Origin of the sequence: Brevibacterium sp. RIT 803, from assembly GCF_016892625.1 — a bacterium.
In the GTDB taxonomy this organism is placed as follows: Bacteria; Actinomycetota; Actinomycetes; order Actinomycetales; family Brevibacteriaceae; genus Brevibacterium.
Map to the genome: position 1 here is coordinate 157,340 of NZ_JAFEMW010000004.1, position 26,066 is coordinate 183,405.

A 26,066-nucleotide genomic window follows, 5' to 3' on the forward strand; every position below is an offset into this window, starting at 1 on the left:
CTGCATCACGTGCCGATGTGCCACAATTGAGCCATGACGCGCACTGCTCTGGACTTCGACGACAACTGGTTCGACGATGCCGAGTTCGCTCAGCTGCGACGGCGACTGCCCATCCCCTATGTCAATGCGATTCCTGTGCGAGTGGGCGAATCGGGAGACGTCGAGCGGATCGGCCTCCTGCTGCGCAGTCTGGACGATGGAACACTGGGTCGAGAGGTCATCGGCGGGCGGATCCGCTTCCACGAGAGCATCCGCTCAGCGCTGATGCGCCATGCAGAGAATGACCTCGGACCGATGGCTCTGCCGGTCATTCCGCCTGCGATCGCACCGTTCCACATCGCCGAGTACTTTCCCACCGAAGGCTCGTCCCTGCTCCACGACCCCCGCCAGCATGCGATCTCAATGTGCTTCATCCTCGAAGTCAGAGGCGAGTGCACTCCTCGTGCGGATGCGCTGAGCCTCGATTGGCTGACACCGGAGGAAACGCTGCGCCCGGACATCGTCGGCGAGATGTGCCACGGTCAGGAGCACATCCTCCGCTACGCACTGGCCCATATGGGCTTCGCGATCTGACAATTTTTCTACTCTTCGTAGAAGTCCCTTGGTAGACTGAGGCAGACGAGGACGGTTCTCATGATCGGGGCCATCGTCCTCGTCCGGGTGCAGTTGGCCCCCATCAGGAGGTCTGCCATGACTACCGAGAACCACACCGCTGACCAGACATCGACGAGCCTCGGGATCCTCGTCGGTTACGACGGCTCCGAACTCGCCGCGCGCGCCCTCGAGTACGGGGCAGACGAGGCCACTCGCCGCAGTGCCGCTCTCACCGTCGTCGCCGCGTATACCGTGCCGGCGATGATCTATCCGAACATCGCATCAATGCCGGACGAGAACGAGGAGCAGGCCTCACTCCGAGCTGTCGAGAAGCTCCTCGGTGAAGCGGCCGGACTCCTGCGAGACCATGCAGGCAAGGTCTCCTACCGCGCAGATCGGGGAGACGCGGCCGGGGTGCTGAAGGATCTGAGCGCACACGCACGGACAGTGATCGTGGGCGCGAGAGGCCGCGGCGGATTCATGGGCCGGATTCTCGGCTCGGTGTCCACAGCACTGCCTGCCCACTCCCATTGCCCGACGATCGTCGTCCCGGGCCACCGAACGGAGACGGACGGCGCCCCGGTGGTCGTCGCCGTCGACGGCTCGGATGCCGGACGTCTGGCGATGTTCACCGCCGCCGAGGTGGCCAGCTCGCGGCGTGCCGCACTCGACATCATCTCCGTCCTCCCAGCCGGCGAGGAATGGCTCTACTGGTACCCCGAACTGGAGCTGAGCGCCGAGGTCTCCTATCGGAGGAAGAAGGAGCTCGAGGCAGCACTCGAGGCCGAGGTCGCGGCAGTGGCACAGCAGTTCCCCGATCTGCAGGTCACTGCCGAAGTGCCCATCGGAGACCCGACCGAGATCCTCGTCGAAGCCGCAGAGACCGCGCAGCTGACCGTCCTCGGCACTCGCGGACGAGGAGCGGTCCGAAGCGCACTTCTGGGCTCCGTGTCACGTGGAGTCCTCCACCGCGCGGACGGTCCGATCATGGTCGTCCCGAGCTGAGCTGGCGGCGTCAGCGCAGACGGCGCAGGTGGCCGCATCCACGCTGTTCGAGCCGCCGCCAGCGTCCGCACTGTCGGCTTCCACGTTCGCATCTGCGTCCACGTCGGTACCCGACTCGGGAGCCTCGCCTCCTGCGCGGGCGATCTCGACATCGTCGATCTTCTCGGATGCCCTCTGCGATTCAGGCTGCTGTGCGCCGCTTGCCGGGACCTCATACATCGTTGCCTGCAGCGCTTCGTCACTCACCCGCACTCGGGTGAAGGCTGGAGTGTCGTTGTGGACGCTCTTGGCCTCCCATTCCAACCCATCGGTGATGAAGGCTCCAACCCCGACGGGCGGCCGCCGAGTCAACGGCAAGTGAACCTTTCGCCACGGGGCGTTGCCGCGAACTGTTGTACAGTTGGCCCTACACGACAGGGGAGCGCCGATAGGGGCGCTGAGAGTGCAGATGAAGCTGCAGACCCTCGAACCTGATGCGGCTAGCACCGCCGAAGGAAGTCGAGACTCTTCTACCCCTCCTTGATATGAGGAGGCACAATGCCAGAAACAGCCGCGCCTGAATCCACTTCGAAGACCGCGCGAAACCATTCCCACGTACCGGCGACGAAGCAATGGCGGGTCGTCGACTATATCGTCACCGCTGTGCTCGGGATCAGCGTCGGACTCATCTTCTGGGTCCTGGCCCTGAGCTGGAAGGTCCTCGAACTCGGGTTCCAGGCCTTCCCTCCCTCGATCGGCCTCATCGCCGGGCTCTGGGTCCTCGCCGGGCCCTTGGCCGGTGCCATCATCCGCAAACCCGGTGCCGCCCTGCTGTGCGAGATGATCGCCGCCATCGTCGAGGCAGTGCTGGGCTCCCATTTCGGCGCCACCGTCCTGCTGTCCGGACTGGTCCAGGGCCTCGGCGCCGAAATCATCTTCGCGGCCTTCGGCTATCGCAGGTTCACCCTGTGGGTCACGAGCCTGGCCGGCCTCCTGGCCGCTGCGTTCATGTCCGTGAGCGAGAACATCATGTACAACGCCGAATGGCAGTTCGGCTTCCAAGCCGCCTACACGGTGTGCGCCGTCATCTCCGGTGTCGTCATATCCGGCATCGGCGCCTGGTTCGCCTACCGCGCGATCGCGAAGACCGGGGCGCTGAGCTCCTTCGCCTCCGGTCGCCTGCGCTGATGGCCCTGCCGATCGACGCCCACGGCTTCTCGTGGCGCCACGCTGATCGCGAGCAACCTGCGTTCGTCCCCATCGACCTGCACATCGACGCTGGTGAGAAGGTCCTTCTTCTGGGTCCATCGGGGGCTGGCAAAACTACCCTGCTGCATGCGATCGCCGGGGTCCTGCCCGCTGAATCCGGCGAAGCCGCCGGAGATCTGCTCGTCGGCGATCGACCACCCGATCCTCGCCGAGGTGAAACCGGTCTGGTCCTGCAAGATCCCGATTCGCAGGTGATCTTCTCCCGCGTCGGCGACGATGTCGCCTTCGGAATGGAGAACCTGGGTCTGCCTGCGGAGATCATCGATGCCCGCATCTCCACCTCGCTGCGAACGATGGGCCTCGATCTGCCTCATGACCATCCCACCGCAGCGCTGTCCGGGGGTCAGAAGCAGCGGCTGGCGCTGGCGGGAGTCCATGCAATGGCACCGCAGGTGATCATCCTCGACGAGCCGACGGCGAATATCGATCCGAGTTCGGCCGCGTCCATTCGGGATGCCGTCCTCGATACCCGGGCGGCCACCTCGGCGACGATGGTCATCGTCGAACACCGGGTCGAACTGTGGCTCGATCACGTGGACACCGTGATCGTCCTCGGCCCACATGGGCTGCTCACACAGGGCACACCGAATTCGGTCTTCGGTGACCCCGAACTCGCGAAGGTGCTTCTGGAGAGCGGAATCTGGGTGCCGGGCAGGACAGGATCCCTGGCCGGAGACGATCGGAAACCGGTGGAGTCCGTATCGCACCCCGCTGCGGTGTCTACAGGTGAGGTCGTCCTCAGGACCGAGCAGCTCAGTGTTGCCCGACCGAGGGTGAAGACCCCGGCCGCGACCGGTCTCGATCTGTCTATTCGGGCTGGTGAGGCCGTAGGCATCGTCGGCGCCAACGGGGCCGGAAAGTCGACGCTGGCCCTGACCTTGGCCGGCCTCATTCCCGAGTTCGGTGGAGAAGTCAGCGCGTTGGGTCCTCTGCAGGCGGGGGCCAAACATGCCCGGCCCTTCCGCTGGCCCTCAGCATTTCTGGCTCCTCGTATCGGGATGGTGTTCCAGGAGCCGGAGCATCAGTTTCTGCGCTCCAGCGTCGCCGAAGAACTAGCGCTGGGTCCGCGTCTGGCCGGATGGTCAGCTGGCCAGATTGAGGAGCGTGTCGCCGAGCTGCTGCAGGCGCTTGGCCTTGAGCCCCTCGCCGAGGCGCATCCGCAGGGCCTTTCGGGCGGTGAGAAGCGGCGACTGTCGGTGGCGGCCATGATGGCTCCCCGGCCGCAGGTCCTCATCGTCGATGAGCCGACCTTCGGTCAGGACGCCCTGACCTGGGCAGGCCTGGTCGAGCAGTTCCTCGATGTCCTCGCACGCGGATCAACGGTCGTCGCCATCAGCCACGACGATGCCTTCCTCGAAGCGATCGGGGCCAGACGCGTCGTCCTCGGCGGTGCCAAGCAGCCCACAGTAGAGAAGACCGGAGCTGGGGACATCCGCGAGGGGCGAGAGAATTGAGCGCGGCAACACCGTCACCGGTCGCAGTCCACGATCCCGGTCAGCTCATTCCGCTTGTGCGCAGGACGGCGCTGGTCAGGTGCAATCCGCTGACGAAGATCGCGGTGGCGCTCATCCTCATGGTCGGGACACTGCTGAGCATCGACATGGTCTCGGCGGGAATCGTCCTCGGATTCTGCCTGCTTGCGCTGCCGGCGACCGGACTCGATCTGCGGGCGGCGCTCCTGCGGTTGTGGTTCCTGCCTCTCGGTGCGCTGTTGGCCGCGTGGGGCACAGCGATCTTGGCGGAGAAGACCGGCACGGTGGTCATCGACGTCGGTCCGATCCTGATGACAACTGGTTCGCTGGGGGCTGCGGGAGCGATCTTCCTGCGAGCCCTCGCTCTGGCGATTCCACTCATCGTGCTCGCCTCGACGATCGATCCCCGTGACCTGGCGGATGCGCTCGTCCAGCGACTGCGACTGCCCGAGGTGGTCGTCGTCTCGGTGCTGGCGGCCAGCAGACTGCTCGGTCTGCTCGTCAGCGAATGGCAGACTCTGGCGATGGCCAGACGGGCCAGGGGCATAGCCGGCGGTTCGATCATCCGGCGCACGCGCAGTCTGTTCGCCGGCATCTTCGTGCTGCTGGTGCAGTCGATCCGTCGCGGCACCACCTTGGCGATGGCGATGGAGGGCCGTGCGTTCGGCCGTCCTGGGCGGACCTGGCGTCGTGAGTCGACCTTCAGCTCCGGAGACCGCCTGGCGGTGGTGGTGTCTCTGGCAGTCTGTGCTCTTGCCATCGTGGCCGCGCACATGCTCGGAACCTGGAATCCGATCGTCGGCGGGAACTAGATCTGGGCGAGAAGTCCCTTCAGGTCTGATCGCCATTCCTCGAGCCTCTCGGAGCTGGGCAGTTTGGAGACTGTGAGGACGAGGAGTGTTCTGTTCTCGTCCTTCGGTTCGGCGGCTGCCTCGAACTTGGTTCCGTCCTCGAGGTTCGCTCGCCAGAAGGATCGTTTCTCCGTCTTCGACGTGCGCGCCTCACCGTCGAGGGCCAGGCCTGCCAATGTTCCCTCATCGATGAGGAAGGCGAATCGGGTGATGACGTCATCACGCTGACCGGTCACGGTGCGTGAGACCGCCACGTCGAAGGTGCCATCGGCCCGCTGCCCCGGCACCCGTCGGCCGATCTCCTGCTCATAGGCCACGACCGCGCCTTGGACCCACCAGCCGTGCTTCTCGACGACTCCGTCGAACTGCGGGTAGAGGGCGTCGGCGAGTTCCTTGTGACTCGCCGACGCTCCGCCGGCCGCTTCGAGGCGGGCCTTGGTCTCCGCCCAGGGTTCGCCGAGGGCTTTCTCGATCGACTGCACATTCATCGCTTTGGTCGCCATGAGTGAAGTCTAGGCAACTATCACCCAACCGTGAATGCTCAGCGGGCCGATAATGCTCATCGCTGCGGAGCGGCCTCAGTCGATCTGCAGTTCGCCCATCTCGTCCCAGCCTTCTCCGTCGATCTTGCGGGAGATGATCTTCGGCGTCGACGCCAGGTGCGGACGCATAGCCTCGAGGCCGGCAGCGAAGTGGTCGCTCTTGACGTGGGGCTCGGCCCCTTCGTCGGTGAATGCTTCGATGAGAACGAACTCGTTGTCCTTCTCCAGGCTCTTGGACCATTCGAACCACAGGTTGCCGGGCTCCTGTCGCACTGCCTCGGTGAAGGTGCGCACCGCCTCAGGGAACTTCTCGACGCTTTCGGGCTTCACGTCATACTTCACAACGATGAAAATCATGCTGACTGCTCCTGTGTCTATGCGAGTTGAGTCGAACCGTGTCCGTCCGACGCAACCAGCCAATCATGTTTCGGCCTGCGCTCCAAGAGCCACCCTTGCCTCCACAGCTTTGATCACCGTCCGCGCTCACACTCGTTCGGCGATGAGCACGAGGAATCCGGAATCAGGCTCGAAGGGATGGAGTTCCCAAGTCGATAGCTGGAGATTGACGAGCATCCCGGTCGACTTCACATCGTCGACGAAGTCCGCGAAGTCATAGCCGCGGCCGGCCCCGAAGCCGGCGACGAAGCGTCCGCCGGATTTCAGCGTCGATCTGATGTTCGACAGAGTCTGGCGACGCGAGGCGGGATCGAGGAAGGACAGGACGTTGCCGGCGCAGAACGCCACGTCGATGTCGTTGATACCCGCCTCTGCGAAGTCGAACTCGGCCAAGTCGCCGGTGTGCCATTCACCGCTCGGGAAGTCCTCCTCGGCGACTGAGATGAGGAACTCATCGAGGTCGACGCCGTAGACGCTGTGCCCTTCGCTGATGAGCAGGCCACCGGCACGACCGGTGCCGCAGCCAGCGTCGAGGATACGTGCCCCACGCGGTGCCATCGCATTGACGAATCTCGCCTCTCCCCCGATGTCGTGGCCGGAGGCGGCGAGTGTGCGCCACCGCTCGGCGTAGTTCGCGGAGTGGTCGGGATTGGTCTCACGGATGCGGTTCCACTGATGATCGAAGCTCATGGCCCCATCCTAGGACGAAAGACCTCGGCCACCACCTCGGCGACGGCGGCGACCGGATCTGCCGGGGCCGGGGAAGTCAGCACGATGATCTCCCTGCCGCCCGCCTCGGCGATGGGATGGAGGTCGACGTCGGACCCGCCCAGGGACATCATGATCGGCGTCGCCAGGGTCAGCCCGAGTCCCGTGCCGGCCAGGGCGAGCGCGACGGCGGTGTCGGTGACGATGTGGGTCTCCTTCGCTGCGATCCCCAGCGCCGAGGTGGCCAGGCGCATCGCTCGGCCGAAGAGCTCTTCGGCCGGCGGCAGAATCCAATCGGCCTCGGCCAGGTCCTGCCGTGTGGGACCCGGTGCGGCCGCGGGCACGACGATGCCGAAGTCCTCACTGGCCACTGTCATCCAACTCAGACCCCGCATGGGCGGCAGCGGCACGGCCGGATAGTTGATTCCGATCCCTAAGTCGATGGCACCGTCGATGACGGCCGCCGACATGGTCTCGACATTGATCTCCCGGGCCCGGACCTCGATATGCGGGTGCTGTTGGCCCAGGAGGCGCACAATGGACGGCAATGCCCTCGTCGATGCCGAACCGAAGACGCCGAGCGTGACGATGGCCTCGCTGCGGAAGTCTCTGCCCAGCATCGCCATCTCTGCCTGCTTCTGTGCGGCGAGGATGCTTCGGGCGCGCGGAAGCAGCGTTCGGCCGGCTTCGGCGAGGACCATCCCCCTGCCTCGACGAAGGAACAGCTCGGAACCGACCGCGCGGCGCAGGGCGCTCATGTGCTGCGAGACCGCCCCGATGCTGTAGCCCAACTGTTCCGCGGCTCGGGTCATCGACCCGAGTTCGGCCACCGTGACGAATGTGCGCAGCTGCCCCAGAGTCCATGCCATGGCCACAGCCTAGCTGTTTTCAGGTTTGCTAAAAACAGTTTTCATAAACTCACTCTTGTCCTTAAACGTGACTGGAACCACAATGGGCAGTGAGCCGCAATACGCCGACATCGACGTCGGCGCTCCCCGTTGCCGCGACGACCAAGGACGGGCGTTCGCAGCAGAAGACAGTGAGGTGGAAGTTGGAGAGCACAACACCGGCAGGCACGGCCCCGACGAGCGCCGAGGTGGTCATCATCGGTGCCGGAGTCATGGGAGCATCCATCGCCTATCACTTGGCCAAACACGGTGTGAAGGACATCGTCCTCGTCGAACGCGACGTCCCCGGTTCGGGGTCGACATCCAAGGCCGCCGGAGGGGTGCGCTGCCAATTCTCCGATGAGGTCAACATCGCCCTGTCCACACGCAGCCTCGAGGTGCTGCGCAGCTTTCAGACCGAATTCGGCGTCGACATCGATCTGGTGAGCAACGGGTACCTGTTCCTCCTCGACTCCGCCGAGGATGCTGAGACCTTCGCCGCCAACGTCGAACTCCAGCAGCGGATGGGTCTCGAGTCCCGGATGCTCACCGTCGCCGAGGTGGCTGAGCTGGCCCCGTACATCGATACCGAGGGACTCGTTGCCGGTGCCTTCAATCCCGGAGACGGTCATTGCACTCCTGAGGCCGTGGTGTCCGGGTACGTGAATGCCGCACGGAACCTGGGTGTGCAGGTGCTCAAGAACTGTGAGGTCACCGGGGTCGAAACCGCTGGCGGTGACGGTTCGGTGGTCGGCGACGGTTCGGACAGCGGTCGCAGAGTCAGCGCGGTGACGACGAGCAAGGGCACGATCGAGTGTGCGCAGGTCGTCTGTGCCGCCGGCGCTTGGTCCGGTCTCATTGGTGAGGCAGCCGGGGTCGATCTGCCGGTCAGGCCCCTGCGCCGCGAAATCATGGTCAGCGAACCCGTGGATGAAACGCAACTGGGCATCGACCTGTCGCGGATGCCCTTCACCATCGACTTCTCCACGAGCTTCTACGTCCACCCGGAGGGTCCGGGCCTGCTCTTCGGATGCCCGGACGAGACGGACGTGTGGGAATTCGATGACAAGCGCAACCCGGACTGGCTACCCACCCTGGCAGAGCTCATCGAATCTCGGGCTCCGGCTTTCGGTGATGTCGAGGTCAAACGCGGCTGGGCGGGACTCTACGAGATGACGCCCGATCACAATGCGCTCATCGGTGAGGCGGAGGAACTCGCAGGCTTCTTCTACGCCTGCGGATTCTCCGGCCACGGGTTCCTCATGGGCCCGGCAGTCGGGGAGGTCGTCGCCGACCTCATGACCGGACATCAGCCCTTCGTCGACGTCTCCGGCCTGGACAAACGACGCTTCGCCACCTCTGGCCTGCGCAAGGAGCTCAACATCGTCTGACGCCCCTCCCCCACTGCAATCGACCGTGACTCGAACACATCATCAGATTCCCGCTCACCCGAAGCACCAGCGAAAGGACAGCAATGACTGCATTGCCCACCGACCAGACCATCACCGATCTCCTCAGCACCGGACTCAAGGCCTGTGGAGTCGACGCCTCCGTGCTGAGCGCAGGGTCTTCTGCCCCGGCGAACCTGCCTGCCCGCTCCCCCATCACCGGCCAGAGCCTTGGCACCCTGGCCGCGGACACCAAGGAGTCCGCGGCGAAGAAGATCACGGCAGCCGCCGAAGCGTTCGCTGCCTGGCGTGACGTTCCCGCACCAGAACGCGGCCAGTTGGTGCAGCGCTGGGGGCAATTGTTGGGTGAGCACAAGGAGGATCTTGCGAAGATCATCACGGTCGAGGCGGGCAAGACCCCGTCCGAGGCCGCCGGTGAAGTGCAGGAGATGATCGATATCTGCGAGTTCGCGCTCGGGCAGTCCAGGCAGCTGTGGGGCAAGACAATGCCCAGCGAACGCCCCGGGCACAGGCTGATGGAGACCTGGCATCCGCTCGGCGTCGTCGGAGTCATCTCGGCCTTCAACTTCCCCGTGGCCGTCTACTCCTGGAACACTGCGCTGGCCCTGGTCGCCGGCGACGCCGTGGTGTGGAAGCCCTCGGAGAACGCCGTGCTCGCAGCCCTTGGCGCCCAGTCCCTGCTGGCCCGCGCCGCCGCCGAGGTGGGGGCACCGGAGGGGCTCGTCCCTGTCCTTGTCGGGGGTCGGGACATCGGCGACGCCATGGTCCGCGATGAACGCGTGGCGCTCGTCTCGGCCACCGGCTCGGTGCGCATGGGTCGTGAGGTCGGTCCTGTCGTGGCCGAGCGCTTCGGTCGAGTCCTCCTGGAACTCGGCGGCAACAATGGTGCGATCGTGACCCCGAGCGCGGACCTCGATCTGGCGCTGCGCGGTGTGGTGTTCGCCGCCGCTGGAACCGCGGGGCAGCGTTGCACTACCCTGCGTCGCCTCATCGTCCATGAATCCATCGCCGATGACTTCGTGGACAAGATCGTTGCCGCCTATCAGACGTTGAGCATCGGATCTCCCACCGAGGACGGTGTGCTGGTGGGCCCTCTCATCAACGAGGGCTCGTTCGAGGCGATGCAGGCGGCCCTGAAACAGGCCGAATCGGAAGGCGGCACCGTGCTCTGCGGTGGTGGGCGCGTCCTCGACGACGAACGACCCGAGGCACACTACGTGGAGCCGGCTGTCGTGCGGATGCCAGCCCAGACCTCGGTGATGGAGTCGGAGACCTTTGCCCCGATCCTCTACGTCGTGACGTATAGCGACCTCGACGAGGCGCTCGATATCCACAACGGGGTGCCACAGGGTCTGTCATCGGCGATATTCACCTCGGAGCTGGCAGAGTCGGAGAAGTTCCTGTCCCGATCCGACTGCGGCATCGCCAATGTCAATATCGGCACCTCCGGTGCAGAGATCGGCGGCGCCTTCGGCGGTGAGAAGGAGACCGGCGGCGGCCGCGAATCCGGCACCGACTCGTGGAAAGCCTACATGCGGCAGGCCACGAACACGGTGAACTATTCGGGTGAGCTCCCGCTGGCCCAGGGGGTGGAGTTTCTCTGAAGGCAATTCGTCGGGTGCGGTAGTCTGCTGACATGCCTGAGACTCCCCTGTTGCCCGCTTGGTACGACTTCGCCTGGACCGCGATTCTTCTCGTCGTCATCGGTCTGGCTGTTTGGTCATTGGTGTCGCTGGCTCAGTCGAAAGTCGATGCGCCCACCAAGCTGGCGTGGGCGGTATTCATCATCGCCCTACCGATTCTCGGATCGGTCGTCTGGCTCGTCTCTCGCCGCAGAAGTTTCGCGCAGCGCAAGCATTCCGAGGAGTTGGCGCAATAGTCAGCGACGCTGTTCTGGCTCTTGATCAATGTCATGAGAATTCGGGTGTCGACCTTGGGTCGACGCCCGTTTTCTGTGCTCGAGAAGCACCGATGTCTCTCATGCTGCGGAACCTACCTGGCAACAAGACTCCTTGCAATCAGATTCGCTCGCAGCTGTCTGCTTGATCACGGAATGAAGATACGACCGCGACGGAAGGGACCAGAACGACTAAAGTTGCCACTGAGCCCGTGATGACTGAAGGAGAACACCTGTGATTGAGTTGAAGACACCCGCCGAGATCGACAAGATGGCGGTCACCGGCCGATTCGTCGCGAAGACACTGGCCGAATTGTCTTCAATCGCAGAACCGGGCATGAACATCATGCATCTGGAGAAGCGCGCCAGGAAACTCATCGAAGAGGCCGGCGCTGTCTCCTGCTATTGGGACTATGCACCATCATTCGGTGAGGGTCCCTTCCGAAACGTCATCTGCCTCTCGGTCAACGACGGGGTTCTCCACGGCAAGCCCCACGAATACGTCATGAAGGACGGCGACCTTCTGACCTTGGACTTCGCCGTGTCCATCGACGGCTGGGTCGCCGATGCAGCACGGTCCGTCATCGTCGGGGACGGCAGCGAAGAGGATCAGCGCCTCATCGACTCAACCTGGTCAGGACTCGAAGCCGGCATCTCCGCCGCACAGCCGGGCAACCGCCTCGGCGATATATCGAAGGCCATCGGCGATGTCGCCGATGAGCAGCGCATTCCGGTCAACCTCGACTTCGGCGGGCACGGACTGGGCCACACGATGCATGAGGATCCGCACGTGGCCAACCGCGGCAAGGGCGGACGCGGCCTGGTGCTCAAGCCCGGTCTGACACTGGCGATCGAACCATGGTGGTCGTTCACCTCCAAGAAGCTCTCCGTCGACGAGGACGGCTGGACCCTGCGCTTGGCCGACGGGTCGAACGGCGCGCATTCGGAGAACACGATCGCCATCACCGAAGATGGGCCCAGGATCCTCACCACACAGGACTGATGTCTGCATGCAACGCAATAGGGCTTCCGGCGAATCGTTCCTCGGAAGCCCTACTGCGTCTGGGGCGGTCCCGACGGTGGAGGACAATGGCGGGATGAGCTTGACGATCCGGAACATGATAGACGCCGACTGGGCAGCGGTTGAACGCGTCTATGCGGCCGGGATCGCCAGCGGCAACGCAACCTTCGCCCCGGAGACGCCGACGAAGCAGGATTTCTTCGCAACGAGACTCACACCGCTCAATTTGGTCGCCGACGTCGACGGCAGCGTCCTCGGCTGGGCAGCGGCCACACCGACCTCGGATCGCGACGTCTATCGCGGTGTCATCGAGCACTCGGTCTACGTCGACCCCCAAGCCACAAGTCGAGGGCTCGGCTCGGCTCTTCTCGAATCGCTCATCGAGCGGGCGCGTGGCCTGGGTTTCTGGATGATTCAGGCCTCTATCCTGCCCGAGAACATCGGCAGCCTACGGATGCACGAGAAGGCTGGATTCCGTCAGGTCGGCCGCCGCGAGCGCATCGGCTTCATGACCTTCGGCCCGCACGCCGGCACTTGGCGGGATACTGTCCTCATCGAGAAGCGTCTCTGAGTCCTCTGCTGGCCTTCCACCCTCGCGAGGTGCGATACACAGCCGTGTCAGTAGGGCGTGCCAGAATTGTCCTATGTCATTCACCTGCACCGAATGCGGCTATTCAACCGTCAAGTGGCTGGGCCGCTGCCCCGAATGCCAAGCCTGGGGCACGCTCGAGGAGAAGGGCGCCGGCAAGTCCTCGGTCAAGACGAAGGTCAAGAAGTCCAGCGGTGCGAAGTCGATCAACCAGATCGACTCCACACTGGCCCAGGCGAAGACCACCTACGTCAGCGAATTCGACCGCGTCCTCGGCGGTGGCATCGTCCCCGGAGCCGTCGTTCTCCTCTCTGGTGAGCCCGGTGTCGGCAAGTCGACGCTCCTGCTCGACGTCGCGTCGCGCGTTGCGAAATTCGGGGCCAAGGTTCTCTACGTCACAGGTGAGGAATCGGCTGGGCAGGTCCGGTTGCGAGCCGAGCGCATCAACGCCCTCGAGGACTCCCTGCTGCTGGCAGCGGAGACCGATCTCGGCGCGGTCTTGGGCATGATCGAGGCAGAAGAGCCCGAAATGCTCATCGTCGACTCCATCCAGACCCTCGCCTCCTCCGAGATAGACGGGGTCCCAGGCGGGGTCACCCAGGTCAGAGAAGTGGCCGCAGCCCTGATCCGCGAGGCGAAAGCCAGGTCTCTGCCGACCGTGCTCGTCGGCCACATCACGAAAGACGGCACAATCGCCGGCCCCCGACTTCTCGAACACCTCGTCGACGTGGTGTGCAACTTCGAAGGGGAACGTCACTCCCGACTGCGTCTTCTGCGAGCCGTGAAGAACCGGTTCGGACCGACCGACGATGTCGGCTGCTTCGACATGGAGGAGAACGGCATCAAGAGCCTCGAGGACCCATCGGGCCTCTTCCTCTCCCGCAGCGGCAGCAATCCTCCAGGGACCTGTCTGACGGTGACTCAGGAAGGCAAACGTCCGCTCCTCGTCGAAGTTCAATCACTGATCACTGAGTCTGCCGGCGGGCAGTCGCGCCGATCTGTCTCCGGCGTGGACTCCTCCCGTGTGGCGATGATGCTCGCCGTGCTCAGCCAGAAGATCGGAAACATCAGTCTGGCCAAGTCCGATGTCTTCACCGCAACTGTCGGAGGCGCGAAATTGGCAGAACCTGCCAGCGACCTGGCGATCTGCCTCTCACTGGCCTCGGCCGCGATCGGAAAGTCGATGGCTGCAAAATTCGTGGCTATCGGAGAGATCAGCCTCTCGGGCGAGATTCGCAATGTACCCAACCTCGGGCAGAGGCTCAATGAGGCATCACGCCTGGGCATCACCCATGCGATCGTCGCCCACGGCGCGCTGCGCAACGTCTCAACCCCACAGGGGATGCGCGTCAAGGAGTGTGAACATGTTTCAGAGGCTGTCGAGTTACTTTTGGGAGGAAATCGGTAGAAATTCCGGGACATCTGCATCAAAATGACGCATCCTGGAAGTATGACCACGACAGTCTTTCCTGCAATGAGGACCACAGATGCGGCCGCCACAACCGCTCTGCTGCTCGCGCTCGGTTTCACCGAGAGACTCATCGTCAGGGACGAGTCTGATCCCGAGCTCGTCGTCCACGCCGAATACGCACTGGGCGAGACGGGTGGAATCATGTTCGGTTCCGTCCGCAATGACGGTTCTGCTTTGGACAGCGTCGGCGGGAGCTCTATCTACGTCGTCGTCGACACCGAACGGGAGGTCGACCGACTCTACGCGGAGATCGTCGACATGGGCCACGCGATCGTCCGCCCCGTGGCAACGCAACCTCACGGCGGTCGGGAATTCGACTTCCGCGACCATGACGGCAATTCCTGGGGCGTGGGGTCCTACCGCGGAGCCTGACCCACAGCCGGCTGGGTCAACAGGGACCTACTCGTCTGTTGACTTCTCGCCCGATGGCTTCTCGTCAGGCGCCTCGGACTTCTTTTCCTCCGACTTCTTGTCCTCGGCTTCCTTCTTCTCTTTGGCCTTGGTGGCAGCGTCCTTCTCCAGCTCGAACTTCGCCGGTTTGCTCTTCTCGTCGCCGAGTTTGACGACGAGCTCGTACTCCCCCGGCCCAAACGCCTTGTTCGTGCGATTGCAGTTCTTGTCGACCTGGACCCGATTCCATTCGAACTGAGCAGTCTTCTCAGACTCGGGCGCGAACTCGGTCGAGACTTCAGCGTTCTCGTCCTCATCGGCGGCGCAGAACTTCGATGACCAGACGACGTCACCGTTCTTCTCGACCAGGAACTCCTGATCCTTGGTGCCGACCTCGATCAGGCAAGTGGCCGTGTGGTTGTTCTCGATCACCATCTCGAACTTGGGCTTGGCCTCTTCCTTGAAGCTCTTCTTGTCAACCTTGGCTTTGAGTCCGACCTTCTCCTCGGGGCATTTCCCACTTGCGGCCTTCTCGTCTGGGACCGGTGCTGCCGACGTCGTGCTTGCCGACGGATTGTCCTCGACGGCAGGATCCTCGCTGCTGCCCCTGCCCAGTCCTTTGACGATTCCGACGACTCCGAGCACCAATAACGCGACAACCACGAGGCTGGCCACCAACAGCGCGTAACGCCGCCGACGGTACACGTGTGCTGGCAGCTTCCCGCTAGACTGGCGGGGCTGCCTGGCGCCGTTCTTCGGCTGCGAACCACGATTGGAAGGAGTCATCGCTTTGAGCCTAAGCCGAAGCGAATGAGCATCCAAATGACACACCGAGCCTCTTCCGAATCGAGATCTTCGCGCCGCGACTCTCCGTTCCCCGCAGTCGCGGACGCGGACATCCACCACGTTCGCGAGACGATCATGTCCTGGTTCGAAACCGCTGCCCGTCCTCTGCCTTGGAGAGACGCAGACACCAGCGCCTGGGCCGTCCTCGTCAGCGAGATCATGTCGCAGCAGACTCCGGTCTCCAGAGTCGAGCCCCGTTGGCGGGAATGGATGCACAAGTGGCCAAAGCCCGCAGACCTGGCACAGGCACCCACCGCCGAAGTACTCCACAGTTGGGACCGCCTCGGCTACCCACGGCGGGCACTGCGACTCCAGGAAGCCGCGCGGGTGATCGCCGAGGAACTCGACGGTCACGTGCCGCAGACCGCGCGGGAGCTCGAGACCCTCCCCGGCATCGGTGCCTATACCGCAGCGGCCGTGGCCTCATTCGCCCACGGTGAGCGCACCACTGTGCTCGACACAAATGTGCGCCGTGTTCTCATCCGGCTCTTCGCCGGCCGCGACCGTCCCTCAGCTTCACCGGGTCGTGCAGAGACCGAATGGGCCAGCCAATTCGTTCCTGAGACGGACCATGACAAGTGGAACGCCGGGGTCATGGAATTCGGAGCACTCGTATGCACGGCCAGGAACCCCCATTGCGCAACCTGCCCGCTCAGCGACATGTGCGCCTGGCAGAAGGCGGGTAGACCAGCCTCGGCGGTGAAGCCGAAGATACAGAAGTGGGCGGGCACGGACCGTCAGCTGCGCGGTGCCATTATGGATGTGCTCAAGTCCGCGCACGAACATTCCGACGGCAGCGACAATTTCTGCTGCGTCTCTCTTGATCTCTTCACCGCATCCATCGCCGAGGTGGATCCAGAGCTGCTCGACTCGCTCCCTTCGCACACGTCGATGAAGCTTGCACAGGTACGGGAACTCAGCGCAGATCCGGATCGGATCTCCCGTCTCATCGGCGATCTGATCTCTGATGGTCTGGCAGCTCAGGACGGTGAGGGGCTTCGTCTTCCTGGCTGAGCGCCGAGGCCACGGCAGACCGGGTTGCTACACTTCGGACATGTCTGGTCGACTCAATGACGCTTCGGCTGCTTCGTCAGCCGATCACCGCAACAGGGTGGGACGGTTCAGATCAGCGCAGGCGCGCGGACGGTTCCTGGAGCAGCTGAATGCCGTACTCGAGTCGTGGCCCGAGCGCACCGACTTGTCAATAGAAACCTCATTCGGCACCACCGTCTACTCCAGCATCTCCCCTACCGGCCCATCTGCCCTCGGTGAGTCGAGCGCGACGCCGCTGGTTCTCCTTCAGGGCGGCAACAGCACCATTGCCGGCTGGTCGAAACTTATCGGACCATGGTCGAAGACGCGCCCTGTCATTGCGATCGACACGGTCTGGGAGGCTGGGCGCAGCATCCAACTGGCCCCGATGAACGATGGTGAGCTGGTCGCTCAATGGCTAGAAGAGGTCATCGACGCCTTGGGCCTGGAATCACTGCATCTGATCGGCTATTCATACGGGGCCTGGGCGGCGCTCAATCAGATCCTTCATGCCCCCGATCGTCTGGCGACTGTCACTGCAATCGATCCACCGGGGGCGATCACTGGGATACCGCTGCGCGCTTGGGCCCAACTGATCAGGCTGATGAGAGGCGGCCGAGAAGAAGCACTGGACTTCCTTGCCTGGGTGAGGAACGGTGAGCTGCCGCCCCCGCCGATGAGGGATCTGCTGCTGAGTTCTACGCTGGACTTCGTCAAACGGGGCAGCCCACTGCCGAGAAAGCTGCGAGCCGACGATTGGGCGGGCATCACGGTCCCGTTGGAGGTCATCATCGCAGGCAACAGCCAGTTCGTTCCCCGTCGCGCACTTCGCACGCTGCGCCGCCATGCCCCTGGCATCGATGTCCACGTCCTCGATGGGATCGGACACGCTGTACTCTCAGATGCGCCCGAGGATACGGTCTCCATCGTCGAAGAGTTCATCTCGAAGTTCGAGGAGCAGTGATCCTCACAGGAACTTGATCATCCGGGCGTTTCCCAGGGTATTGGGCTTGACGCGGGCCAGGTCCAGGAACTCTGCCACACCTTCGTCGGCGGAGTGCAGGAGTTCGACGTAGACCTCTGGGGAGACTGGAATGCCCTTGATCGGTTCGAATCCGAGTGCACCGAAGAATCCGGTCTCGAAGGTCAGGCAGAAGACCCTGTCGACGCCGATCTCCACGGCATCTGCCAAGAGCTGCCGAATGAGGGCCTTACCCACTCCACGCCCCCGATAGGCCGGCGAGGTGGCAACGGTGCGCGCCTCCGCAAGGTCTGCCCAGATGATGTGCAGTGCCGCGCATCCGGCCAGAACTTCGGTTCCGTCCGACTGCGGGTCCACCACCAGCCAGAATTCCTGCAGGGTTTCGAAGTAGGTGACGGTGTCCTTGGCCAGCAGGATGCGTTCTTCGGCCAGCGGTGCGACCAATGCCTCAATCCCTTTGACGTCGCTCGTCCGCGCCCTGCGCAGGTAGAGCCCGCCGGGAAGGGAATGGTTGAAGTGGTGGTCTGCGGAGACCTGGTGATGGTCGAAGTCGACTGGGGCTGAGGTCATATCTTCATTCAACACCATCGGCTGCGGGCATGAAAAAGCCCGGGAACTCAGCGGCTGCTGTGTCCCCGGGCCTCTTCAGTGCTCTAGGAGGAGATCAGGAAGCGGAGCTTCCCGATCCGCTGCCGCCGGACGAACCGGCACCAGCGAGTTCTCCACCGGAACCGGAATCATCCGGACCGCTGACGGCAATGCTCTCGGTCTCCGCGCCTTCAAACGTGAATTCCGCTTCCTTGCCTTCTCCCTTGACGTCGACCTTGATGGTCTGACCGCTGCCGATCTCCTTGAACAGGATCTTCTCGGACAGGTGGTCTTCGATCTCGAGTTGAATCGTCCGACGCAGCGGACGAGCGCCCAAGACCGGATCGTAGCCACGGTCGGCCAACAGGCTCTTGGCCGCATCGCTGACGTCGACCTTCATGCCCTGATCGGCCAGACGGGCGTCCAGACGTGCCAGGAACTGATCGACGATCTGCAGAATCTCTTCCTTGTTCAGCTGCGGGAAGACGATCGTGTCATCGACACGGTTGAGGAACTCGGGGCGGAAGTGCTGCTTGAGCTCCTCGTTGACCTTCTGTTTCATGCGCTCGTAGTTGTTGTTCGTGTTGCCCTCAACCTGGAAGCCCAGCTGCAGGCCACTCGAGATGTCGCGAGTACCCAGGTTGGTGGTCATGATGATGATGGTGTTCTTGAAGTCCACCTCACGACCCTGCGAGTCGGTCAGACGGCCATCTTCGAGGATCTGCAGCAGCGAGTTGAAGATATCCGAGTGAGCCTTCTCCACCTCGTCGAAGAGGACCACTGAGAACGGTTTGCGACGGACCTTCTCCGTCAGCTGGCCGCCCTCTTCGTAGCCCACATAGCCGGGAGGAGAACCGAAGAGTCGGGACACGGTGTGCTTCTCCGAGTACTCCGACATGTCCAGGCTGATGAGCGAATCCTCATCACCGAACAGGAACTCCGACAGAGCCTTCGCCAACTCGGTCTTGCCGACACCAGTGGGGCCAGCGAAGATGAACGAGCCGGAGGGGCGCTTCGGATCCTTCAGACCCGCACGGGTCCGGCGGATGGCGCGGGAGATCGACTTGACTGCGTCGTTCTGCCCGACGATGCGCTTGTGCAACTCGTCTTCCATCCGCAGCAGACGCGAGGACTCTTCCTCAGTGAGCTTGAAGATCGGAATGCCGGTGGCTGCTGCCAGCACCTCGGCGATCAGCTCCGCGTCGACGACTGCAGAGGTGTCCTTGCCGCTCTTGCGCCAGGCTTCGGTCTGTTCGTCCTTGTCCTGCTGCAGCTTCATCTCCGAGTCACGCTCAGATGCCGCGAGCTCAAAGTCCTGAGCGTCGATGGCGGCTTCCTTGCGGTGACGGGCCTCGAGGATCTGCTCCTCAAGGTCGCGGATCTCCTGCGGCACCGACAGACGCGAGATGCGCAGCTTGGCACCTGCTTCGTCGATGAGGTCGATCGCCTTGTCCGGCAGATACCTGTCGTTGACATAGCGATCGGACATGTTCACAGCGGCCGAGAGTGCACCTTCCGTGATCGTGACCTTGTGGTGCGCCTCGTACTTGTCGCGCAGACCCTTGAGGATCTCGATCGAATGCGCCAGCGATGGTTCGGGAACCTGAATCGGCTGGAAGCGACGTTCGAGAGCAGCGTCCTTCTCGATGTGCTTGCGGTACTCATCGAGGGTTGTCGCACCGATCGTCTGCAGCTCGCCTCGCGCCAGCATGGGCTTGAGAATCGAAGCAGCGTCGATGGCACCTTCAGCGGCACCTGCACCCACCAGAGTGTGGATCTCGTCGATGAAGAGGATGATGTCGCCGCGTGTGCGGATCTCCTTGAGGACCTTCTTCAGGCGTTCCTCGAAGTCACCACGGTAGCGGGAGCCTGCCACCAAAGAACCGAGGTCCAAGGTGTAGAGCTGCTTGTCCTCGAGGATCTCCGGAACTTCGCCGTTGACGATCGCCAAGGCGAGTCCCTCGACCACTGCGGTCTTGCCGACACCGGGCTCGCCGATGAGGACAGGGTTGTTCTTGGTCCTGCGGGACAGGATCTGCATCACGCGCTGCATCTGCTCGTGCCGGCCGATGACCGGATCGAGGTTGCCTTCGCGCGCGGCTGCGGTCAGGTTCGTTCCGAACTGGTCGAGGACGAGCGACCCGGATGGGGTTCCCTCCTCGCGTCCACCTGCGGACACGGGCTCCTTGCCCTGGTAGCCCGACAGAAGCTTGATGACTTCCTGGCGGACTCGTCCCAGATCGGCGCCCAGCTTGACGAGTACCTGTGCGGCAACGCCTTCGCCCTCGCGGATCAGCCCGAGCAGGATGTGCTCGGTTCCGATGTAGCTGTGTCCCAGCTGCAGCGCCTCACGGAGGCTGAGCTCGAGGACCTTCTTGGCACGCGGGGTGAACGGGATGTGCCCGCTCGGTGCCTGCTGCCCCTGTCCGATGATTTCCTGGACTTGGTCGCGCACCTGCTCGAGGGAGATGTCCATTCCCTCGAGTGCTTTGGCTGCCAGGCCCTCACCCTCGTGGATCAGGCCGAGCAGGATGTGCTCGGTTCCGATGTAGTTATGTTTGAGTAGTTTGGCTTCTTCCTGGGCAAGCACTACCACTCGGCGTGCTCGGTCAGTGAACCGCTCGAACATATTCACCCTCCTCGGTCTTGTTATTCTTTAGAGCCTAACGACCATTGGCCACGATCTATTGCACGTTTCGCCATCAGCCGAAACCGTTTGGCTGTGGGCGAAATTCGGTGTTCGCCCCTCCGTCGCCCTTCTGCACGACATGCTGTCACCCAGTCCTGCGCAGATTCCGGTTCTCCGTGTCGCTGAGGTGTGTCGGCTCCGTGCTTCTCAGCGGGAAATCGAGATACTCCATCAATTGCTGCGGACATAGATTACCGCGCACGGGAATTGAGTAAATCGTCTTACTTTACCGTCGGCGACCAAGTGACAACTTGATTGCAGTCGAGAGTCATTCGACAACCGTGCCGGAGCGTCACCCACTCTAACGTCATTCGCGGGGCGGATATTCCGGTGCCGACCCCGAAAGCCCGGCTTGCGAAACTCATCAGCGAAAACACTGAAGGACCAACGGTTCAACCGTTGGTCCTTCAGGAAGCGATTATCGAATCAGCCGCAATCAGTCGATTCGCTCTACCACTTCAGTTATCGGCAGTGACTGGATTCAGTCGGATCAGCTGTCTGCAGCTTCGTATGCCTGGACGATTTCAAGCGGAATGCGTCCGCGATCGCCCAGCTGGTAACCGTTTGCCTGTGCCCATTCGCGGATCTTGGCGGTGTCGCGCTTCGGACCCGCTGTGGAGCCGGCACCTGCGCGACGACCACGGCCACCCGGGTTGGCTACCCTACGAGCCTTGGCGATGAACGGGGCGAACGTTTCACGGAGCTTTTCGGCATTCTCTGTCGACAGCTCGAGTTCGTAGGTACCTTGGTCGAGGCTGAAGCGAACGGTTTCCGACGCCTCCGAGCCATCGAAATCATCCGTGAGAACGAGTCGCATCTCCCTTGCCATGTTCACTCTTTTCATAATCAGAAGTATTTGTCGCAGTCATCTTAACATCTGATTCATGATTATCGTCTAATTCGCTAACTTCATGCTCTGAATAGAATTTATCGATCTGCTCTCGTTCTGTCCGATCTGCACGCAGGATGTTTCTCATCACGTACCAGAACAGCAAACCAACACAGATCGAAGGCAATAGTGCCTTCATCAGATCCATCATGTGCTCAACCTTCCTCAGCCATTTCCGAATTACCGGAGGCAATTGGCTTCGTGAATGGGAAGAGAATCGTTTCCCGAATTCCCAGGCCGGTCAAAGCCATGAGCAGACGATCAAGTCCCATTCCCATACCGCCGGTCGGCGGCATTCCGTGTTCCATCGCGGTGAGGAATTCCTCGTCGAGCCCCATCGCCTCTTCATCACCCTTGGCTGCGTCGGCCGCCTGAGCCTCGAACCGTTCACGCTGGATGACCGGGTCGACGAGCTCGGAGTATCCCGTAGCCAATTCGAAGCCGCGAACATAGAGGTCCCACTTCTCCACGACGCCCTTCTTGGTCCTGTGTTCGCGGACCAGCGGTGAGGTGTCGACGGGGAAGTCGGTGACGAATGTCGGCGCCCACAGCTTGTCCTGGTAGAAGTGCTCCCACAGTTCCTCGACATATTTGCCGTGCGAGCGGAATACTCCACCCAGTTCGACGTTGCTATCGGTTGCAATCTTGTCGAGGACGTCGAGTCCGGTCTCCGGGGTGACTTCGACTCCGGATTCCGCGGACAAGGTCTCGTACATGCTGACGACAGGCCAGTCACCACCGAAGTCGTAGTCCTCACCGTCTCCCAACTTCACCACGAGAGATCCGGTGGCATCCTGTGCCGCGTTCTGGACCAGAGTCTTCGTCAGTTCGGCGATCGAGTGGTAGTCGCCGTAGGACTGGTAGGCCTCGAGCATCGCGAACTCCGGTGAGTGCGTGGAGTCGGCGCCTTCATTGCGGAAATTGCGATTGATCTCGAAGACGTTCTCGATGCCGCCGACGATCGCCCGTTTGAGGAAGAGCTCCGGCGCGATGCGCAGGAACATATCGATGTCATAGGCATTCATATGAGTCTTGAATGGACGTGCTGCAGCACCACCGTGCATGAACTGGAGCATCGGAGTCTCGATCTCGACGAACTCCTGTTCTGCGAACGTCCGACGCAGAGATGACATGACCGCTGCTCGCGCCAGCATGTTCTTCCGCGCGTCGTCGCGGGTGATCAGGTCGAGGTAGCGCTGGCGCACACGAGTATCCTCGGCCAGTTCAGTGTGCAGGCCCGGCAGCGGACGCAGCGCCTTGCTGGCCATCGACCAGGAATCGGCGAGCACAGAGAGTTCGCCGCGTTTGGACTTGATGACCTTGCCGTGGACGAACAGGAAGTCGCCCAGATCGACGTCGGTCTTGAAATCGCCGAGTCGCTCCTCCCCCACCTCACGCAGAGACAGCATGCCCTGAAGGCGCGTCCCATCACCCGACTGCAGTGTCACGAAGCAGAGCTTGCCCGTCGTCCGGACGAACACGACCCTGCCGACGACGCCGACGATGTCCTCGGTCTCGTCACCGGCCTCCAGCCCGTCATGCGCGGCATGAACCTCGGCGAGGGTGTGCGTGCGAGGGATTCCGACCGGATAGGCATCGGTGTCGGAGTCTAAGAGCCGCTGGCGCTTTTCCTTCCGGATCCGGATCTGTTCGGGATCGAGATGCTCGGGTGAAATGTCTGCGTTTTCGGGCGTGTTCGACTCGGTATCTGCCATACCCTCCAGGCTACCGTGAGCGCGGCCCCAGGGGGAATTCGGGACGACCGCCGGAACCGGCAAGCAGTTCCAGCACGTCGTTCAATCCAATCGGGACAGGATCTCCTGTGCCTGCAGCTCCGTGATCCGTCCCAAGCTCAGCGCCTTGGCGGTCGTCGATCTGGCCAGCGCTATGTAGCTGTTGCGTGCCGCGGGGCTGGAGACGTTGAGACTGAACTCACTGAGCGCTGCCAGGTGCGCGGAGACCGTGCCCACGTCTCCGCGGCTGACGGGCCCGGTCAGCGCCTTCGGACCGTTCTGCAGGGTGTTCGTCACGCTCGCGTCGACGAGGGCCGTGAGCACACGCGAAGGGTCGCTGACTCCCGCCTCGGCGAGCATCTCCAGCGCTTCGCTGATGATCGTTATCGAGTGGTTGGAGGCGTGGGTGATGGCTGCATGGTAGAGCGGACGGTCGGCCTCGGCCACGTCAATCGGCTCGGCGCCCATTTCGACGACGAGTGCCTGGCCCACCGGACGGATCGGTGCAGGTGCGGTCACGGCGATCGTCGACTGCCGCAGGCGTGGAAGATCGACTGCGGTGCCGGTGAACGACAACGATGGGTGCAGCGCGATCGGCAACGCGCCGAGGTTGGTCCCGGCTTCGAGGACATCCGTTCCATACCGTCCCGAGCAGTGAACAAGGATCTGCCCCGAATGAATTCGTGACACTTTCGCCAGGCCGCTGACGAGGGATTCGATCTCGTCGTCGGGGACTGCCAGGAGCAGAAGCTCCGCACGGTCTGCGACATCGTCCGGTGGCAGGACCGGTACTCCTGGCAACATCTCCTCGGCCCGTTGCAGGCTGCTCGCCGAGGTGGCACTGACACCGATGATGGCATGACCGGCTTCGCGCCAGGCAGCTCCGATGGTCGCGCCGACCTTCCCACAGCCGATGATTCCGATTCCCAGACGAGGGGCCCCGTCTTGGCCCATACCTGCTTGGCTCATGGCTGGCCTTCCTTTGCCCTGCGGGCTTCCTCGTCGTAACGCTGCCGCGCAAGTCGCGTCCGGTCGGAGTGCTCGCTGAAGAACCGTTTCGCGTCGTCGACACTCTGATGGGTGACGCGGGGGTCGATGGGACCAGCAGTGGAGTGCACGGCGACCGTACCCAGACGAAGTGCCCGCATGAGCGGACCCTGGTGATAGCTCATCGACTGCACGCGCACATGCGGCACGAAGTCGACACGACGGTCCAGGACACCCAATCGCAGCACGAGCAGGGAACCGGTCACGACATAGGCCCGCCGCTTCCACACCAAGGGGTCGATGAGCCGGGAGGAACGGGGCTGACCGTGGAAGAGCTCTTCTGCGGCTTCGGCCTGCGGGTCCTCTGACTTTCGGTCGTACATGGCTGATCGCATCAGGGCCGCGGCGCTGACCTCGTCTGGCATCTGCGGATCCGGGAGCGCGAGGCCGACCATGAGCAGTGCCTGATCGATGTCACCGACGGGCAGCAGAATGTTCGTCTCGCCCGAGCCCCCGGCGCTGGCGATGTTGTATTCGACCTTCCACCAGCCGGCCCACCGCCACAGCAGCGGCTGATGGAGGCACACGGCCTGCAGACGGTCGAGTGGGATCACCTTGCGGGAGGTGGACACGAGCCCGTGGTTGACGGCCAGTCCGTTCTCTCCCAGCTTGACGACGAAGTTCGCGTTGTCAAGGTTCTTCCTGAAGGCGGAGAAGGCAGCGAAGAGGCCGGGGATGACTGCGACGAGCACCGGGATGAAGGCCTCGGTCAACCCCATAACCAGGAGAACGATGGCTGCGGCGATGACGATGAGGACGGCCAAGACAGAGATGATCGTCTCTGACTTCAACAGCGAGGAGACCACGACCCGGTGGACGGGCACGCGGACGATCTCGCCTTCGTCACTGACGTCGGCGGAGACATTGTATGGAGCCAGGAGTTCGTTGATGCTGGACTCTGCCTCCTGAGAGGCCCCTTGGGCCAGTGAGCCGAGGCGTTTGCTCAGGCGTACGCCGATGCTGTCATCACGACGTTCAGGTACGCTGCGATCGATGGCGGGAACGGCACCGGAATCGCCGGGTGCACCCGTGGATTCGCCGGGCGCAGCGGGTTCAGTTCCGGCGGGCGAACCGACGGCGCCCGGAGCGGTGCCAGGGACCGCGGCGGCGGATCCTCCCGAGGTCGGAGTTCGCTCCCCCTGGTGAGTTCCTTGCTTCTTCTCGCGGACAGCGGCGAGAAGCTCGTCCCGCAGTCCTTCGGCACGCTTCTTCGACAAGTACTTCAGGGAGATGTTGGAGTCTGTGCCTCCGGCGACGTCGAAGACGAGTTCCGCCATTCCCAGCAGTCGGGGAAGCAGCTTCTGCTGCAGGTCGATCGACTGCACGCGGTCGAGCCTGGCTTTGCGCAGCTTCTTCGACAGCAGACCGCGCCGATAGTAGATGGACTCGGAATCGATCCGATAGCCCATCACCCTCCAGGCCAGCCAGCTGATGAGTGCGGTGATGAGAAGGATGAGAACGATCCCTCCGACGCCGCCGAGGATGACGAGGGGGTGGGTGCGCAGCCAACCGGCGAATCCCAGATCGACGCCATCGCCCCTGGCCAAGTTTTCGATGGCGGTCTGCGCAAAGTTCTGCAGACCATAGGCGGCCGCGATGAAGATACCCACGAGCACGCCGAAGCTTTCGAGAATCGGTGTCAGGGGATGGACCCTGTGCCACACCTCGGGAGCCGCAACGTCCTGGTCTGCGGGCTCGACTGCCTGCTCGGTCGGAGGTTCGGCTGCGGGATCACTCACGGGTTCGGCGGCTTGGCCCTTCGGTCCGTCCTCGGTCATGC

The 26,066-nt window shown here is 63.0% G+C and carries 27 protein-coding genes and 1 riboswitch; of the genes, 14 read left to right on the forward strand and 13 right to left on the reverse strand.

Features of this window, described 5'->3' with window-relative positions; all coding sequences use genetic code 11:
* Nucleotides 1–33: 33 nt before the first annotated feature.
* Together JTF07_RS13835 and JTF07_RS13840 are read left to right on the forward strand one after the other, a co-directional pair.
* Complete coding sequence (locus JTF07_RS13835; RefSeq protein WP_204234821.1) at nucleotides 34–573, forward strand: DUF4916 domain-containing protein; 540 nt, start codon at nucleotides 34–36, stop codon at nucleotides 571–573.
* Nucleotides 574–690: 117 nt separating this feature from the next.
* Complete coding sequence (locus JTF07_RS13840) at nucleotides 691–1,599, forward strand: universal stress protein (protein WP_204234822.1); 909 nt, start codon at nucleotides 691–693, stop codon at nucleotides 1,597–1,599.
* Here the strand turns inward: JTF07_RS13840 and JTF07_RS13845 are convergent.
* Nucleotides 1,546–1,950 carry a hypothetical protein gene (locus JTF07_RS13845; RefSeq protein WP_204234823.1) on the reverse strand — a complete coding sequence of 135 codons (405 nt, stop codon included), beginning with the start codon at nucleotides 1,948–1,950 and terminating at the stop codon, nucleotides 1,546–1,548. The genes JTF07_RS13840 and JTF07_RS13845 overlap by 54 nt on opposite strands.
* 54 nt (nucleotides 1,951–2,004) lie before the next feature.
* A riboswitch (TPP riboswitch) is annotated at nucleotides 2,005–2,113 on the forward strand.
* 23 nt (nucleotides 2,114–2,136) lie between these two features.
* On the opposite strand from JTF07_RS13845, the gene JTF07_RS13850 reads away from it, so the two are divergent.
* Genes JTF07_RS13850 through JTF07_RS13860 form a run of 3 tightly spaced genes read left to right on the forward strand, consistent with a single transcriptional unit; the run spans nucleotide 2,137 to nucleotide 5,131 of the window.
* Nucleotides 2,137–2,766 (forward strand): ECF transporter S component, encoded by a 630-nt coding sequence (locus JTF07_RS13850; RefSeq protein WP_204234824.1) that lies wholly within the window; start codon nucleotides 2,137–2,139, stop codon nucleotides 2,764–2,766.
* Nucleotides 2,766–4,301 (forward strand): ABC transporter ATP-binding protein, encoded by a 1,536-nt coding sequence (locus tag JTF07_RS13855; protein ID WP_204234825.1) that lies wholly within the window; start codon nucleotides 2,766–2,768, stop codon nucleotides 4,299–4,301. Before JTF07_RS13850 ends, JTF07_RS13855 begins: the two co-directional genes overlap by 1 nt.
* Entirely contained in the window at nucleotides 4,298–5,131 is an 834-nt protein-coding gene (locus tag JTF07_RS13860; protein ID WP_204234826.1) for an energy-coupling factor transporter transmembrane component T family protein, read from the forward strand. The genes JTF07_RS13855 and JTF07_RS13860 overlap by 4 nt, the downstream gene beginning before the upstream one ends.
* Here the strand turns inward: JTF07_RS13860 and JTF07_RS13865 are convergent.
* From JTF07_RS13865 to JTF07_RS13880, 4 genes are all read right to left on the reverse strand, one after another.
* Nucleotides 5,128–5,673: a hypothetical protein gene (locus JTF07_RS13865; RefSeq protein WP_204234827.1), complete on the reverse strand. Its 546-nt coding sequence runs from the start codon at nucleotides 5,671–5,673 to the stop codon at nucleotides 5,128–5,130. The genes JTF07_RS13860 and JTF07_RS13865 overlap by 4 nt on opposite strands.
* Before the next feature lie 75 nt (nucleotides 5,674–5,748).
* Complete coding sequence (locus tag JTF07_RS13870; protein WP_204234828.1) at nucleotides 5,749–6,069, reverse strand: putative quinol monooxygenase; 321 nt, start codon at nucleotides 6,067–6,069, stop codon at nucleotides 5,749–5,751.
* A gap of 126 nt (nucleotides 6,070–6,195) precedes the next feature.
* Nucleotides 6,196–6,798: a class I SAM-dependent methyltransferase gene (locus JTF07_RS13875; protein ID WP_204234829.1), complete on the reverse strand. Its 603-nt coding sequence runs from the start codon at nucleotides 6,796–6,798 to the stop codon at nucleotides 6,196–6,198.
* On the reverse strand, nucleotides 6,795–7,685 hold the full coding sequence (locus JTF07_RS13880; protein WP_204234830.1) for a LysR family transcriptional regulator: 891 nt from the start codon (nucleotides 7,683–7,685) through the stop codon (nucleotides 6,795–6,797). Before JTF07_RS13880 ends, JTF07_RS13875 begins: the two co-directional genes overlap by 4 nt.
* An 89-nt stretch (nucleotides 7,686–7,774) precedes the next feature.
* On the opposite strand from JTF07_RS13880, the gene JTF07_RS13885 reads away from it, so the two are divergent.
* The 7 genes from JTF07_RS13885 (at nucleotide 7,775) to JTF07_RS13915 (ending at nucleotide 14,462) form a co-directional block, all read left to right on the forward strand.
* Nucleotides 7,775–9,094, forward strand: coding sequence for an NAD(P)/FAD-dependent oxidoreductase (locus JTF07_RS13885; RefSeq protein ID WP_353843975.1), 1,320 nt, complete (start codon nucleotides 7,775–7,777; stop codon nucleotides 9,092–9,094).
* 83 nt (nucleotides 9,095–9,177) lie between these two features.
* On the forward strand, nucleotides 9,178–10,716 hold the full coding sequence (amaB, locus tag JTF07_RS13890) for an L-piperidine-6-carboxylate dehydrogenase (RefSeq protein ID WP_204234831.1): 1,539 nt from the start codon (nucleotides 9,178–9,180) through the stop codon (nucleotides 10,714–10,716).
* 32 nt (nucleotides 10,717–10,748) lie between these two features.
* A complete protein-coding gene (locus JTF07_RS13895; protein WP_204234832.1) occupies nucleotides 10,749–10,991 on the forward strand; it encodes a PLD nuclease N-terminal domain-containing protein in 243 nt (80 codons plus the stop codon).
* 253 nt (nucleotides 10,992–11,244) lie between these two features.
* Nucleotides 11,245–12,012, forward strand: coding sequence for a type I methionyl aminopeptidase (map, locus tag JTF07_RS13900; RefSeq protein ID WP_204234833.1), 768 nt, complete (start codon nucleotides 11,245–11,247; stop codon nucleotides 12,010–12,012).
* A gap of 94 nt (nucleotides 12,013–12,106) precedes the next feature.
* A complete protein-coding gene (locus JTF07_RS13905; protein ID WP_204234834.1) occupies nucleotides 12,107–12,601 on the forward strand; it encodes a GNAT family N-acetyltransferase in 495 nt (164 codons plus the stop codon).
* A 73-nt stretch (nucleotides 12,602–12,674) separates the two neighbouring features.
* The gene (gene radA, locus JTF07_RS13910; RefSeq protein ID WP_204234835.1) at nucleotides 12,675–14,027 is read left to right on the forward strand and encodes a DNA repair protein RadA; all 1,353 of its coding nucleotides are present in this window, start codon (nucleotides 12,675–12,677) and stop codon (nucleotides 14,025–14,027) included.
* Nucleotides 14,028–14,069: 42 nt separating this feature from the next.
* Nucleotides 14,070–14,462, forward strand: a complete 393-nt coding sequence (locus tag JTF07_RS13915) for a VOC family protein (RefSeq protein ID WP_252199824.1) — start codon at nucleotides 14,070–14,072, stop codon at nucleotides 14,460–14,462.
* A gap of 27 nt (nucleotides 14,463–14,489) precedes the next feature.
* On the opposite strand, the gene JTF07_RS13920 is transcribed toward JTF07_RS13915, so the two are convergent.
* Nucleotides 14,490–15,266 carry a hypothetical protein gene (locus JTF07_RS13920; RefSeq protein WP_252199825.1) on the reverse strand — a complete coding sequence of 259 codons (777 nt, stop codon included), beginning with the start codon at nucleotides 15,264–15,266 and terminating at the stop codon, nucleotides 14,490–14,492.
* A gap of 36 nt (nucleotides 15,267–15,302) precedes the next feature.
* Between JTF07_RS13920 and JTF07_RS13925 the strand changes: the two genes are divergently transcribed.
* Nucleotides 15,303–16,340 carry an iron-sulfur binding domain-containing protein gene (locus tag JTF07_RS13925; RefSeq protein WP_204234836.1) on the forward strand — a complete coding sequence of 346 codons (1,038 nt, stop codon included), beginning with the start codon at nucleotides 15,303–15,305 and terminating at the stop codon, nucleotides 16,338–16,340.
* Between the two features lie 40 nt (nucleotides 16,341–16,380).
* Nucleotides 16,381–17,322 (forward strand): alpha/beta fold hydrolase, encoded by a 942-nt coding sequence (locus JTF07_RS13930; protein WP_204234837.1) that lies wholly within the window; start codon nucleotides 16,381–16,383, stop codon nucleotides 17,320–17,322.
* Nucleotides 17,323–17,325: 3 nt separating this feature from the next.
* Here JTF07_RS13930 and JTF07_RS13935 read toward each other — a convergent pair whose 3' ends face one another.
* From JTF07_RS13935 to JTF07_RS13965, 7 genes are all read right to left on the reverse strand, one after another.
* Nucleotides 17,326–17,910 carry an amino-acid N-acetyltransferase gene (locus tag JTF07_RS13935; protein WP_204234838.1) on the reverse strand — a complete coding sequence of 195 codons (585 nt, stop codon included), beginning with the start codon at nucleotides 17,908–17,910 and terminating at the stop codon, nucleotides 17,326–17,328.
* 94 nt (nucleotides 17,911–18,004) lie between these two features.
* Nucleotides 18,005–20,557 carry an ATP-dependent Clp protease ATP-binding subunit gene (locus JTF07_RS13940; protein ID WP_204234839.1) on the reverse strand — a complete coding sequence of 851 codons (2,553 nt, stop codon included), beginning with the start codon at nucleotides 20,555–20,557 and terminating at the stop codon, nucleotides 18,005–18,007.
* Between the two features lie 550 nt (nucleotides 20,558–21,107).
* Nucleotides 21,108–21,446, reverse strand: coding sequence for a histone-like nucleoid-structuring protein Lsr2 (locus JTF07_RS13945; protein ID WP_143922051.1), 339 nt, complete (start codon nucleotides 21,444–21,446; stop codon nucleotides 21,108–21,110).
* Complete coding sequence (locus JTF07_RS13950) at nucleotides 21,412–21,657, reverse strand: hypothetical protein (RefSeq protein ID WP_204235164.1); 246 nt, start codon at nucleotides 21,655–21,657, stop codon at nucleotides 21,412–21,414. Before JTF07_RS13950 ends, JTF07_RS13945 begins: the two co-directional genes overlap by 35 nt.
* 4 nt (nucleotides 21,658–21,661) lie before the next feature.
* On the reverse strand, nucleotides 21,662–23,221 hold the full coding sequence (gene lysS / locus JTF07_RS13955; protein WP_204234840.1) for a lysine--tRNA ligase: 1,560 nt from the start codon (nucleotides 23,219–23,221) through the stop codon (nucleotides 21,662–21,664).
* An 81-nt stretch (nucleotides 23,222–23,302) separates the two neighbouring features.
* A complete protein-coding gene (locus tag JTF07_RS13960; RefSeq protein WP_204234841.1) occupies nucleotides 23,303–24,208 on the reverse strand; it encodes a Rossmann-like and DUF2520 domain-containing protein in 906 nt (301 codons plus the stop codon).
* Nucleotides 24,205–26,064 (reverse strand): PH domain-containing protein, encoded by a 1,860-nt coding sequence (locus JTF07_RS13965; RefSeq protein WP_204234842.1) that lies wholly within the window; start codon nucleotides 26,062–26,064, stop codon nucleotides 24,205–24,207. The genes JTF07_RS13960 and JTF07_RS13965 overlap by 4 nt, the downstream gene beginning before the upstream one ends.
* Nucleotides 26,065–26,066: the final 2 nt, after the last annotated feature.

Excerpts from the sequence above, each read along its gene's own strand:
- lysS (WP_204234840.1), bottom strand. The coding sequence starts at position 23,221 with ATGGCAGATACCGAGTCGAACACGCCCGAAAACGCAGACATTTCACCC.
- JTF07_RS13870 (WP_204234828.1), bottom strand. The coding sequence starts at position 6,069 with ATGATTTTCATCGTTGTGAAGTATGACGTGAAGCCCGAAAGCGTCGAG.
- JTF07_RS13880 (WP_204234830.1), bottom strand. The coding sequence starts at position 7,685 with ATGGCATGGACTCTGGGGCAGCTGCGCACATTCGTCACGGTGGCCGAA.
- JTF07_RS13895 (WP_204234832.1), top strand. The coding sequence starts at position 10,749 with ATGCCTGAGACTCCCCTGTTGCCCGCTTGGTACGACTTCGCCTGGACC.
- JTF07_RS13905 (WP_204234834.1), top strand. The coding sequence starts at position 12,107 with ATGAGCTTGACGATCCGGAACATGATAGACGCCGACTGGGCAGCGGTT.
- JTF07_RS13850 (WP_204234824.1), top strand. The coding sequence starts at position 2,137 with ATGCCAGAAACAGCCGCGCCTGAATCCACTTCGAAGACCGCGCGAAAC.
- radA (WP_204234835.1), top strand. The coding sequence starts at position 12,675 with ATGTCATTCACCTGCACCGAATGCGGCTATTCAACCGTCAAGTGGCTG.
- JTF07_RS13965 (WP_204234842.1), bottom strand. The coding sequence starts at position 26,064 with ATGACCGAGGACGGACCGAAGGGCCAAGCCGCCGAACCCGTGAGTGAT.
- JTF07_RS13960 (WP_204234841.1), bottom strand. The coding sequence starts at position 24,208 with ATGAGCCAAGCAGGTATGGGCCAAGACGGGGCCCCTCGTCTGGGAATC.
- JTF07_RS13945 (WP_143922051.1), bottom strand. The coding sequence starts at position 21,446 with ATGGCAAGGGAGATGCGACTCGTTCTCACGGATGATTTCGATGGCTCG.
- JTF07_RS13875 (WP_204234829.1), bottom strand. The coding sequence starts at position 6,798 with ATGAGCTTCGATCATCAGTGGAACCGCATCCGTGAGACCAATCCCGAC.
- JTF07_RS13855 (WP_204234825.1), top strand. The coding sequence starts at position 2,766 with ATGGCCCTGCCGATCGACGCCCACGGCTTCTCGTGGCGCCACGCTGAT.
- JTF07_RS13915 (WP_252199824.1), top strand. The coding sequence starts at position 14,070 with ATGACCACGACAGTCTTTCCTGCAATGAGGACCACAGATGCGGCCGCC.
- JTF07_RS13940 (WP_204234839.1), bottom strand. The coding sequence starts at position 20,557 with ATGTTCGAGCGGTTCACTGACCGAGCACGCCGAGTGGTAGTGCTTGCC.
- JTF07_RS13925 (WP_204234836.1), top strand. The coding sequence starts at position 15,303 with ATGACACACCGAGCCTCTTCCGAATCGAGATCTTCGCGCCGCGACTCT.
- JTF07_RS13930 (WP_204234837.1), top strand. The coding sequence starts at position 16,381 with ATGTCTGGTCGACTCAATGACGCTTCGGCTGCTTCGTCAGCCGATCAC.
- JTF07_RS13865 (WP_204234827.1), bottom strand. The coding sequence starts at position 5,673 with ATGGCGACCAAAGCGATGAATGTGCAGTCGATCGAGAAAGCCCTCGGC.
- JTF07_RS13840 (WP_204234822.1), top strand. The coding sequence starts at position 691 with ATGACTACCGAGAACCACACCGCTGACCAGACATCGACGAGCCTCGGG.
- JTF07_RS13935 (WP_204234838.1), bottom strand. The coding sequence starts at position 17,910 with ATGACCTCAGCCCCAGTCGACTTCGACCATCACCAGGTCTCCGCAGAC.
- amaB (WP_204234831.1), top strand. The coding sequence starts at position 9,178 with ATGACTGCATTGCCCACCGACCAGACCATCACCGATCTCCTCAGCACC.
- JTF07_RS13950 (WP_204235164.1), bottom strand. The coding sequence starts at position 21,657 with ATGATGGATCTGATGAAGGCACTATTGCCTTCGATCTGTGTTGGTTTG.
- JTF07_RS13920 (WP_252199825.1), bottom strand. The coding sequence starts at position 15,266 with ATGACTCCTTCCAATCGTGGTTCGCAGCCGAAGAACGGCGCCAGGCAG.
- JTF07_RS13835 (WP_204234821.1), top strand. The coding sequence starts at position 34 with ATGACGCGCACTGCTCTGGACTTCGACGACAACTGGTTCGACGATGCC.